This window comes from Variovorax sp. ISS6 (genome assembly GCF_056523145.1).
Window position 1 is genome coordinate 530,729 of record NZ_JAWRZC010000001.1, and the last position, 9,191, is coordinate 539,919.

8 protein-coding genes are annotated in these 9,191 nt (G+C 72.8%); 6 read left to right on the forward strand and 2 right to left on the reverse strand.

From position 1 onward, the window contains the following. The first annotated feature begins 66 nt into the window (after window positions 1-66). The 3 genes from AC1HIL_RS02435 to AC1HIL_RS02445 all read left to right on the forward strand — a co-directional run bounded on the left by AC1HIL_RS02435 (window position 67) and on the right by AC1HIL_RS02445 (window position 2,833). Complete coding sequence (locus AC1HIL_RS02435; protein WP_479671061.1) at window positions 67-1,134, forward strand: GntG family PLP-dependent aldolase; 1,068 nt, start codon at window positions 67-69, stop codon at window positions 1,132-1,134. Window positions 1,135-1,159: 25 nt separating this feature from the next. Further along, window positions 1,160-2,140: a tripartite tricarboxylate transporter substrate binding protein gene (locus AC1HIL_RS02440; protein WP_261212914.1), complete on the forward strand. Its 981-nt coding sequence runs from the start codon at window positions 1,160-1,162 to the stop codon at window positions 2,138-2,140. Window positions 2,141-2,275: 135 nt separating this feature from the next. Further along, window positions 2,276-2,833 carry a thioredoxin family protein gene (locus AC1HIL_RS02445; protein ID WP_057597878.1) on the forward strand — a complete coding sequence of 186 codons (558 nt, stop codon included), beginning with the start codon at window positions 2,276-2,278 and terminating at the stop codon, window positions 2,831-2,833. Between the two features lie 126 nt (window positions 2,834-2,959). Here AC1HIL_RS02445 and AC1HIL_RS02450 read toward each other — a convergent pair whose 3' ends face one another. Next, the gene (locus AC1HIL_RS02450) at window positions 2,960-3,700 is read right to left on the reverse strand and encodes a response regulator (protein ID WP_057597879.1); all 741 of its coding nucleotides are present in this window, start codon (window positions 3,698-3,700) and stop codon (window positions 2,960-2,962) included. A gap of 266 nt (window positions 3,701-3,966) precedes the next feature. On the opposite strand from AC1HIL_RS02450, the gene AC1HIL_RS02455 reads away from it, so the two are divergent. The 3 genes from AC1HIL_RS02455 (at window position 3,967) to AC1HIL_RS02465 (ending at window position 7,699) form a co-directional block, all read left to right on the forward strand. Next, window positions 3,967-4,386: an organic hydroperoxide resistance protein gene (locus tag AC1HIL_RS02455; protein ID WP_057597880.1), complete on the forward strand. Its 420-nt coding sequence runs from the start codon at window positions 3,967-3,969 to the stop codon at window positions 4,384-4,386. A gap of 41 nt (window positions 4,387-4,427) precedes the next feature. Continuing rightward, a complete protein-coding gene (locus tag AC1HIL_RS02460; protein ID WP_479671062.1) occupies window positions 4,428-5,801 on the forward strand; it encodes an ATP-binding protein in 1,374 nt (457 codons plus the stop codon). A gap of 113 nt (window positions 5,802-5,914) precedes the next feature. Further along, window positions 5,915-7,699, forward strand: a complete 1,785-nt coding sequence (locus tag AC1HIL_RS02465) for a cytochrome c biogenesis protein DipZ (RefSeq protein WP_479671063.1) — start codon at window positions 5,915-5,917, stop codon at window positions 7,697-7,699. Window positions 7,700-7,714: 15 nt separating this feature from the next. On the opposite strand, the gene AC1HIL_RS02470 is transcribed toward AC1HIL_RS02465, so the two are convergent. Continuing rightward, a complete protein-coding gene (locus AC1HIL_RS02470; protein ID WP_479671064.1) occupies window positions 7,715-9,166 on the reverse strand; it encodes an aldehyde dehydrogenase in 1,452 nt (483 codons plus the stop codon). Window positions 9,167-9,191 lie beyond the last annotated feature (25 nt).

The following is a 9,191-nucleotide window of genomic DNA, read 5'->3' on the forward strand; positions in this document are numbered from 1 at the left end:
AAATTGTATGACGCACCCTCTACAAGGAATTTTGCGTATCCGGGCGGCGCGCGAATACTCGCCGCCATGACTGGCACCGACGCGACCGCACCCTCCGATCCTCCCGGCGTGGACCTGCGCAGCGACACCGTCACGCGGCCCACGCCCGCGATGTACGAGCGCATGCGCAGCGCGCCGCTGGGCGACGACGGCCTCGACGGCGACCCGACCGCGCGCGAACTCGAGGCGCTGGTGGCGCGCACGCTCGACAAGGAGGCCGGCCTCTACGTGCCCACGGCCACCATGGGCAACCTGCTGGCCGTGCTCGCGCAGACCGAGCGCCAGGGCCAGGTGCTGCTCGAGGCCACGGCCCACATGTTCCTGACCGAGCGCGGCGGCGCCACGCTCGCGGGCCTGGCCTACCTCGGCATCGCGGGCACGGCCGGCGCGATGGACCTCGACGAACTCGATCGCACCCTGCGCCGCCCCGGCGGCCTGCGCACCGAACTTGTCGGCATGGAGACCTCGCACGCGAACGCGGGCGGCGCCGTGCCGCCGCTCGAGCACATGCGCGCGGTGCTGGAGGCCGCGCGGGGCGCGGGCGCGCGCGTGCACCTCGACGGCGCGCGGCTGTTCAACGCGGCGGTCGCGCTCGAGGTGGCGCCCGCCGCCATCGCGCGCTTCGCCGACAGCGTGTCCGTCTGCCTCTCGAAGGGCCTGAGCGCGCCGGCCGGCGCGGTGCTGGTCGGCACCGCGGCGACGATCGAACGCGCGCGGCGGCTGCGCAAGATGCTCGGCGGCACGCAGCGCCAGGTCGGCGTGGTCGCGGCGGCCGGGCTCGAGGCCATCGAGACCATGGCGGGCCGGCTCGCCGACGACCACCGCCAGGCGCGGCGGCTGGCCGAGGGCCTCGGCGGCCTCCGGCCCGGCGCGCTGCGCACCAACGCGCCCGCCACCAACATCGTGCTCGCCGACCTGCCCGCGCACGGCCCCGACAGCGAGGCCTGGACCCGCGCGCTGCGCGAACACGGCGTGCTGGTGCGCGCCTGGGGCGGCCACCGGCTGCGCCTCGTGACGCATCGCCACATCGACACCGCCGGCGTCGACGCCGCCATCGCCGGCTTCCGCCGCGCCGCCGACGCCCTGCTCGGCTGAGCCGCCCCCTTCCAGGAGATCCACCATGCCCACCCTGTCCCGCCGCGACTTCGTCGCCACCTCCCTCTCGGCCGCGGCCCTGTCGCTCGGCCGCCCCGCCTTCGCCAATGACTACCCGAGCCGCCCGATCCGCTTGGTCGTGCCCTATGCGCCCGGTGGCGGCTCCGACGTGGTCGGGCGCCTGGTCGCGCAGAAGCTGACCGAGTCCAGCGGCTGGAACGTCATCGTCGACAACAAGGCCGGCGCCTCCGCCATGATCGGCACCGATGCCGTGGCCAAGAGCGCGGCCGATGGCTACACGCTGCTGATCGCCGATGCCGCGCACGCCACCAACGCGGCGGTGCAGCCGCGGCTGCCCTTCGATTCGATCCGGGACTTCGCGCCGCTCACGCTGATCGGCTCCTCGCCGCAACTGCTGGTGGCGCATCCGTCGTTCCCCGCCAACTCGCTCAAGGAGCTGCTGGCGCTGCCGCGCGAGCAGGTGCGCCAGTACGGCGTCGGCACGCCGGGCCAGGGCTCGGCGCCGCACCTGCTCTACGAGCTGCTCAAGCTCAAGACCGGGATGGAGCTGGTGCACGTGCCCTACAAGGGCGGCGCGCTCGCGCTGACCGATGCCATCGGCGGCCAGGTGCCGATGGTGATCAACTCGGTGCCGGCCTGCATGCCGCACATCGAGGCGAAGCGGCTCAAGGTGCTCGCCATCGCGAGCACGGCGCGCGATCCCAAGCTGCCGCAGGTGCAGACCTTCGCCGAGAGCGCGCCCGGCATCGTCGGCAGCGTCTGGTACGGCCTCATGGTGCCCGCGAAGACGCCCGCCGACGTGCAGCAGCGCCTGAACGCCGCGCTCGCCAAGGTGCTCGACCTGCCCGAGGTCAAGGCCCGGCTGGCCGATGCCTTCATCGACCCGATGCCGCGCGGCAGCCAGGCCTTCGCGAAGCACCTGAACGACGAGATCGCGCGCTGGCAGGCGGTGGTGAAGCAGACGGGGTTCACGCTCAACAGCTAGCAGCGTGCAACGTACTGTGCGGTCCGCGTCCCGCGGATACACAGGAATACGCAGCGCGCGCGGCAGCGGCGGCGGGCATCGAAGAATCGCCGCATCGATTCTTCCACCGCCTCTTTCTCACCCGAAGGAACCGCCATGCGCATCCCCGCCGCACCGCTCGCCATCGCCGCCGCCATCGCCGCCTCGGTGGCTTTCGTCACCCTCGCCGCGCCGCCCGGCGGCGGCGATATCCCCGCCGCGCAGGCCGCGCCCGCGCCGGCCTTCACCAACATCGACACCTGGCTCAACTCGCCGCCGCTGGACATGGCCGCGCTGCGCGGCAAGGTGGTGCTGGTCGACTTCTGGACCTACACCTGCATCAACTGCCTGAACCACCTGCCCTACGTCAAGGACTGGGACGCGAAGTACAAGGACCAGGGGCTGGTCGTGGTCGGCGTGCACACGCCCGAGTTCGCCTACGAGAAGTCGACGCAGAACGTGAAGGACGCGATCCAGCGCCTGCAGATCCGCCACGCGGTGGCGCAGGACAACAGCTATGGCACCTGGAAGGCCTTCCGCAACCAGTACTGGCCGGCCGTCTACCTGATCGACAAGCAGGGCCGCATCGTCTATTCGCACTTCGGCGAGGGCAGCTACGGCGCCACCGAGAAGAAGATCCAGGCGCTGCTGGCCGAACCCGCGCCGGCGTCCTGAGATGAAGAAGCTCTGGTTCGCCCTGCTGTTCCTCGCGGGCGGCTTCGCACATGAAGTCCGCCAGCCGACGAACTGCCAATGCATCTCGACCCGCTCGGCGACGGGTCCTTCGAAGCGAAAAGGCGCCTAGTCGCGCGCCTCGACCGCCGCGGCCAGCACGTAGCCCTCGCTGCGCACCGTCTTCAGGTAGCGCGGCTCGCGCGCATCGTCGCGCAGGCGCTGGCGCAGCCGGCTCACCAGCAGGTCGATCGAGCGCTCGAACAGCTCGGCCTCGCGGCCCTGGGTCAGGCTCAGCAGTTGGTCGCGGCTCAGCACCTTCTGCGGATGGTCGAGGAACACGCGCAGCAGCCGGTACTCGGCGCCGCTGAGCGCGACCATGGTGCCGCTCTCGTCGAGCAGGTGGCGCTCCACCGTGTCGACCTGCCATTCGCCGAACACCAGCTTGCGCGCGGCCTCGGCCGAGCCCATGTTGGGCGGCAGCATGCGGGTGCGGCGCATCACCGAGCGGATGCGCGCGAGCAGCTCGCGCGCCGAGAAGGGCTTGGCCAGGTAGTCGTCGGCGCCCATCTCCAGGCCCAGGATGCGGTCGGCCTCCTCGCTGCGCGCGGTCAGCATCAGGATCGGCGTGGCCTTGTACTTGCCGGTGCGCAGGTCGCGGCACAGCGTCAGGCCGTCCTCGCCCGGCAGCATCAGGTCGAGGATGATCAGGTCGAAGGGCCCCGAGTCCTCGAGCGCCGCGCGCATGTGGCGCCCGGTCGGCACCGCCACCACGCGCAGGCCGTTCTTCACCAGGTAGGTGCTCAGCAGTTCGCGGATCTCCCGGTCGTCGTCGACGATGAGGATGTGGTCGGAGGGCCTGGTGTTCATGGCGCGGTCTCTGGGTTGTCGTGCAGCGCAATGTAGCCGCCGGCCGGCGCGCGCCAGCGGCTTTTGTATGTCCAAGTATCGGGCGCGGCGCGGCGCCACATGCCGTTGCATTCGGGGCTGGCTGCGCCCGGGGACGTGAAACGTACTGTGTGCGTTTTTCGCGCGGATACACAGGCATACGCAAGGCGCGCCGCGGGGATGGTCGCGGCCCAAGAATCCGTTCCGTTCGACGAACAGACCCTTCTTCATCCATCCAAGGAACCACCATGAGCCAGATCGACAAGGTCCTCTACACCGGCAAGACCCACACCACCTCCGGCGGCCGCGACGGCAGCGCGCGCAGCAGCGACGGCCGGCTCGACATCCAGCTGTCCTCGCCCGGCTCCGCCGGCCAGGGCACCAACCCCGAGCAGCTGTTCGCGGCCGGCTGGTCGGCCTGCTTCATCGGCGCGATGGGCCTGGCCGCCGCGAAGCAGAAGATCGCGCTGCCGGCCGACCTCAGCGTGAACGCCGAGGTCGACCTCGGCACCGGCACGGGCGGCTACTTCCTGCAGGCCCGGCTCGACGTGAGCATCCCGGGCCTGGACCGCGAGGTGGCCCAGGGCCTGGTCGACGCGGCGCACCAGACCTGCCCGTACTCGAAGGCCACGCGCGGCAACATCGACGTGACGCTGCGCCTGGTCTGAGCCGCGCCGGTGCCCTCCTCCGTCCGTCTATAAAGGCGTCCATGCCCACCCCCGCCAGCCCCGCCGCCAGCCAGGCCGCCCCCGTCCGCCGCGGGCTGCGCCGGCTGGTCCCGCGCTCGCTGTTCGCGCGCGTCACGCTGATCATCGTGGTCGGCCTCGCGATCGCGCAGGCCCTGACCTTCGGCGCGATCAACTACGAGCGCGGCCTCGCGATGCGCGAGCTGATGATGATCGGCATCGAGCGCGACATCGCGAGCTCGGTGGCGCTGCTCGACCGCCTGCCGGCCGGCGAGCGCGCGGACTGGCTCGCGCGGCTGGAGCGGCGCAACTACCACTTCACGCTCGGCGGCGAGGCCGGCGGCGGCACGCCGGCCTCGGCCTCGCTGCGCCAGTTCGGCGAGGCCATCATGGACGCGATGCGCCCGTTCGAGATCGTGAAGATCGGCGAGGTCGGCAACCCCGCCGGCGGCCTGGAGATCCAGGTGCGGCTGCACGACGGCTCGGCGCTGATCGTGCATGCGCGCCGCGTCGACATGCCGATGTCGCCCTGGCTGATGTGGGGCATGGCGGTCCAGCTGCTGGTGCTCGCGCTGTGCGCCTGGGCCGCGGTGCGGCTGGTCACGCGGCCGCTGGCGCAGCTCGCGAGCGCGGCCGACGAGCTCGGGCCCGACCTCAAGGGCCGGCCGCTCGACGAGCACGGCCCGAGCGAGGTGGCCCATGCCGCGCGCGCCTTCAATGCGATGCAGCAGCGCATCTCGGGCTACATGTCGGAGCGCGTCGAGATCCTGGCCGCGATCTCGCACGACCTGCAGACGCCGATCACGCGCATGCGGCTGCGCACCGAGCTGATGGACGCCACGCCCGAGCGCGACAAGTTCCGCCAGGACCTCGACGCGATGAATTCGCTGGTGCGCGAGGGCGTGACCTATGCGCGCACGCTGCACGGCGCGACCGAGCCGCCGCTGCGCGTGGATGCCGATGCGCTCGTGCAGAGCATGCTCGCCGACTACGAGGACGCGGGCCAGCCGGTGCGGCTCGAGGGCCGTGCCGGCACGCCGATCGTGACCCGGCCCAACGCACTGCGCCGCATCCTCGCCAACCTGATCGACAACGCGCTCAAGTTCGGCACCGAGGTCAGCGTGCGCGTGCAGCCCGAGGCCGCGGGCGGCCAGCTGCGCATCGCGGTGGTCGACAACGGCCCGGGCATCCCGGCCGACGAGCTCGACGCGGTGCTCAAGCCCTTCTACCGCGTCGAGAGCTCGCGCAACCGCGACACCGGCGGCACCGGCCTGGGCCTGGCGATCGCCCAGCAGCTCGCGACCGCGATGGGCGCGCAGCTGCGGCTGGCCAACCGGCCCGAGGGCGGGCTCGAGGCCAGCCTGCTGCTGGGCACGCGCCCCGCGCCGGGCGACTGAGCGCACACAACCCACCACGGCGACACCCGACGGCGGCCCCGCGACGCGAGGCCGCGCGGGATGCGCACGCCCCTTCCCATCGATCCATCCACGACCCAACCAGGAGCGCCACCATGCTCGTTCTCATCGTTGCCTACCTCGGCGGGGTGCTCACCATCCTGAGCCCCTGCATCCTGCCGGTGCTGCCCTTCGTGTTCGCGCGCGCCGACCGCCCGTTCCGCTCGCACGGCCTGCCCATGCTCGCGGGCATGGCGCTGGCCTTCGCGGCCGTCGCCACCCTCGCGGCCGTGGGCGGCGGCTGGGTGGTGGCGCTCAACGAGTGGGGGCGCTACGCGGCGATCGCGCTGCTCGCGCTGTTCGGCCTCACGCTGCTGCTGCCCGCGCTGGCCGACCGGCTGAGCCGGCCGCTGGTGGCGCTCGGCTTGCGGCTGGCCGACGCGCCCACCGGCGGCTCGGTGTTCTCGCCGCTGCTGCTGGGCGTGGGCACGGGCCTGCTGTGGGCGCCCTGCGCGGGGCCGATCCTGGGCCTGATCCTGACCGGCGCCGCGCTCAACGGCGCCAGCGCCGGCACCTCGCTGCTGCTCCTGGCCTACGCGGCCGGCGCCTGCACCTCGCTGGCGGCCGCGCTGCTGTTCGGCCACCGGATGTTCGCGCGCATGAAGGCCTCGCTGCGCACCGGCGAATGGCTGCGCCGCGCGGCCGGCGCCGCGGTGCTCGCGGGCGTGGGCGCGATCGCGCTCGGGCTGGACACCGGCCTGCTGAGCCGGCTCTCGGGCGGCGGCACCAACGCGCTCGAACAGGCGCTGCTCGACCGCCTCGGCCCGCCGAAGCCCGCCGTGCCGCAGTCCGCGCGCCAGGACCGCGGCGGCCTGATGCTGACCAGCGCCGAAGCCCCCGCGCCCGCGCCCGCCTTCACGCCGCGCCCTTTGCGCGACCAGGGCCCGTTCCCCGCGCTGGCCGGCGCGACCGAATGGATCAACTCGCCGCCGCTCACGCCCGAGGCGCTGCGTGGCAAGGTGGTGCTGGTCGACTTCTGGACCTACTCCTGCATCAACTGCCTGCGCACCCTGCCCTACCTGCGCGCCTGGGCCGAGAAGTACAAGGACGCCGGCCTCGTGGTGGTGGGCGTGCACACGCCCGAGTTCGCCTTCGAGAAGCGCCCGGCCAACGTGCGCCGCGCGGTGAAGGACCTCGAGATCGGCTTCCCGGTCGCGGTCGACAGCGACTACGCGATCTGGCGCGCCTTCGGCAACCAGGCCTGGCCGGCCTTCTATTTCGTCGACGCGCAGGGGCGCATCCGCCACCAGCTGTCCGGCGAAGGCCAGTACGCGAAGTCGGAGCAGGTGATCCAGCAGCTGCTGGCCGAGGCCGGGCAAACGCGCGTGGCGGCCGCGGGGCTGGTCGCGCCGCAGGGCCTGGGCACGCAGGCCGCGCCCGGCACCGAGCCCGTGCGCTCGGGCGAGACCTACATCGGCCAGGAACGCGCCGAGGGCTTCGCCTCGCCGGGCGGGCTGGTCGCGGGCCGCACCCATGCCTACCAGGTGCCGGCCGCGCTGCGCATCAACCAGTGGGCGCTGGCGGGCGACTGGGCGGTCGATGCCGAGCGCGCGGTGCTCGCGCGCCCGGGCGGGCGCATCGCCTACCGCTTCCAGGCGCGCGACCTGCACCTGGTGCTCGGCCCCGCGGCCGACGGCAAGCCGGTGCGCTTCCGCGTGCGCATCGACGGCCAGCCGCCCCTGGCCGACCACGGCTTCGACACCGACGCGCAAGGGCAGGGCACGGTCGACGCGCAGCGGCTCTACCAGCTGGTGCGCCAGCAGCAGGGCGCGCGCGAGCGGCTGTTCGAGATCGAGTTCCTCGACCCCGGCGCGCAGGCCTATGTCTTCACTTTCGGCTGAAGCCGGGGCGATGCCTCAGAACGGGTAGTGCCGCGGCGTGGTCTGCACCGTGAGCCAGCGCAGCTCGGTGAAGGCCTCCACGCCGGCCTTGCCGCCGAAACGGCCGTAGCCCGAGGCCTTCACGCCGCCGAAGGGCATCTGCGCCTCGTCGTGCACCGTGGGCCCGTTGACGTGGCAGATGCCGGCCTCGATGCGGCGCGCCACGTTCCAGGCGCGCGCGATGTCGCGGCCGAACACGGCCGACGAGAGGCCGAAGGCGTTGTCGTTGGCGGTGGCGATCGCTGCCTCGGTATCGGCCACGCGCACGATGGCCTTGAGCGGACCGAAGGTCTCCTCGCCGTAGACGCGCATCGCGGGCGTCACGCGGTCGAGCACGGTGGCCGGCATCAGCGTGTTCTCGGCGCGGCCGCCGCACACCAGCACCGCGCCCTGGGCCAGCGCATCGTCGATCAATGCGTTGCAGCGCTCCACGGTCGCCATGTCGACCACCGAGCCCAGCACCACCGGGCCCTCGCGCGGGTCGCCCAGCGGCAGGCTCTTCGCGCGCGCAGCGAACCTGGAAACGAACGCGTCGGCGATGCGCTCGTCGAGCACGATGCGCTCGGTCGACATGCAGATCTGGCCCGAGTTGGCGAAGGCGCCGAACACGGCGGCATCGACCGCGGCGTCGATGTCGGCATCGTCGAGCACCACGAAGGGCGCCTTGCCGCCAAGTTCGAGCACGGCGGGCTTGAGGTGGCGCGCGCAGGTCTGCGCGATCAGCCGGCCCACGCGCGTGGAGCCGGTGAAGTTGACGCGCCGCACCGCCGGGTGCGCGACGATCGCCTCGACCACCTCGGCCGCGTCGGCCGGCGCGTTGGTCACGAAGTTCACCGTGCCCGGCGGCAGGCCGGCGTCGTGCAGCGCATCGACGATCAGCGCATGGGTCTGCGGGCACAGCTCCGAGCCCTTGAACACCACCGTGTTGCCGCAGGCCAGCGGCGTGGCGAGCGCGCGCACGCCGAGGATCACGGGCGCGTTCCACGGCGCGATGCCGAGCACCACGCCGGCCGCCTGGCGCACGCCCATCGCGAGGCTGCCGGGCACGTCGGAGGGAATCACCTCGCCGCCGATCTGGGTGGTGAGCGCGGCCGCCTCGGTCAGCAGCCCGGCCGCGAGGTGCACATTGAAACCGGCCCACAGCGCCGAGGCGCCGGTCTCGCGCGCCATCGCCTGCACGAAGTCGTCGTGGCGCGCCTCGATCGCCTGCGCGGCCTTCAGCAGCAGCGCGCGGCGCTCGCCGGGGCCGGTCTGCGACCAGGCGCCGAACGCTCGTTGCGCGGCCTCGACCGCGGCGACGGCATCGCGCGCGGTGGCGGCGGGGGCGCGCGTGGCGACGGCGCCATCGAGCGGGTTGCGGCGCTCGAAGACGGCGCCGCCTTCGGCCGGACGGCGTTCGCCGCCGATGCACATGAGGATGTCGGTCATGGGAAAGTCCTTGGCTGGAAGAAGG

What these genes read in the sequence shown, in the direction of transcription:
- AC1HIL_RS02435 (WP_479671061.1), top strand. Translation starts at nt 67, where the DNA reads ATGACTGGCACCGACGCGACCGCACCCTCCGATCCTCCCGGCGTGGAC.
- AC1HIL_RS02440 (WP_261212914.1), top strand. Translation starts at nt 1,160, where the DNA reads ATGCCCACCCTGTCCCGCCGCGACTTCGTCGCCACCTCCCTCTCGGCC.
- AC1HIL_RS02445 (WP_057597878.1), top strand. Translation starts at nt 2,276, where the DNA reads ATGCGCATCCCCGCCGCACCGCTCGCCATCGCCGCCGCCATCGCCGCC.
- AC1HIL_RS02450 (WP_057597879.1), bottom strand. Translation starts at nt 3,700, where the DNA reads ATGAACACCAGGCCCTCCGACCACATCCTCATCGTCGACGACGACCGG.
- AC1HIL_RS02455 (WP_057597880.1), top strand. Translation starts at nt 3,967, where the DNA reads ATGAGCCAGATCGACAAGGTCCTCTACACCGGCAAGACCCACACCACC.
- AC1HIL_RS02460 (WP_479671062.1), top strand. Translation starts at nt 4,428, where the DNA reads ATGCCCACCCCCGCCAGCCCCGCCGCCAGCCAGGCCGCCCCCGTCCGC.
- AC1HIL_RS02465 (WP_479671063.1), top strand. Translation starts at nt 5,915, where the DNA reads ATGCTCGTTCTCATCGTTGCCTACCTCGGCGGGGTGCTCACCATCCTG.
- AC1HIL_RS02470 (WP_479671064.1), bottom strand. Translation starts at nt 9,166, where the DNA reads ATGACCGACATCCTCATGTGCATCGGCGGCGAACGCCGTCCGGCCGAA.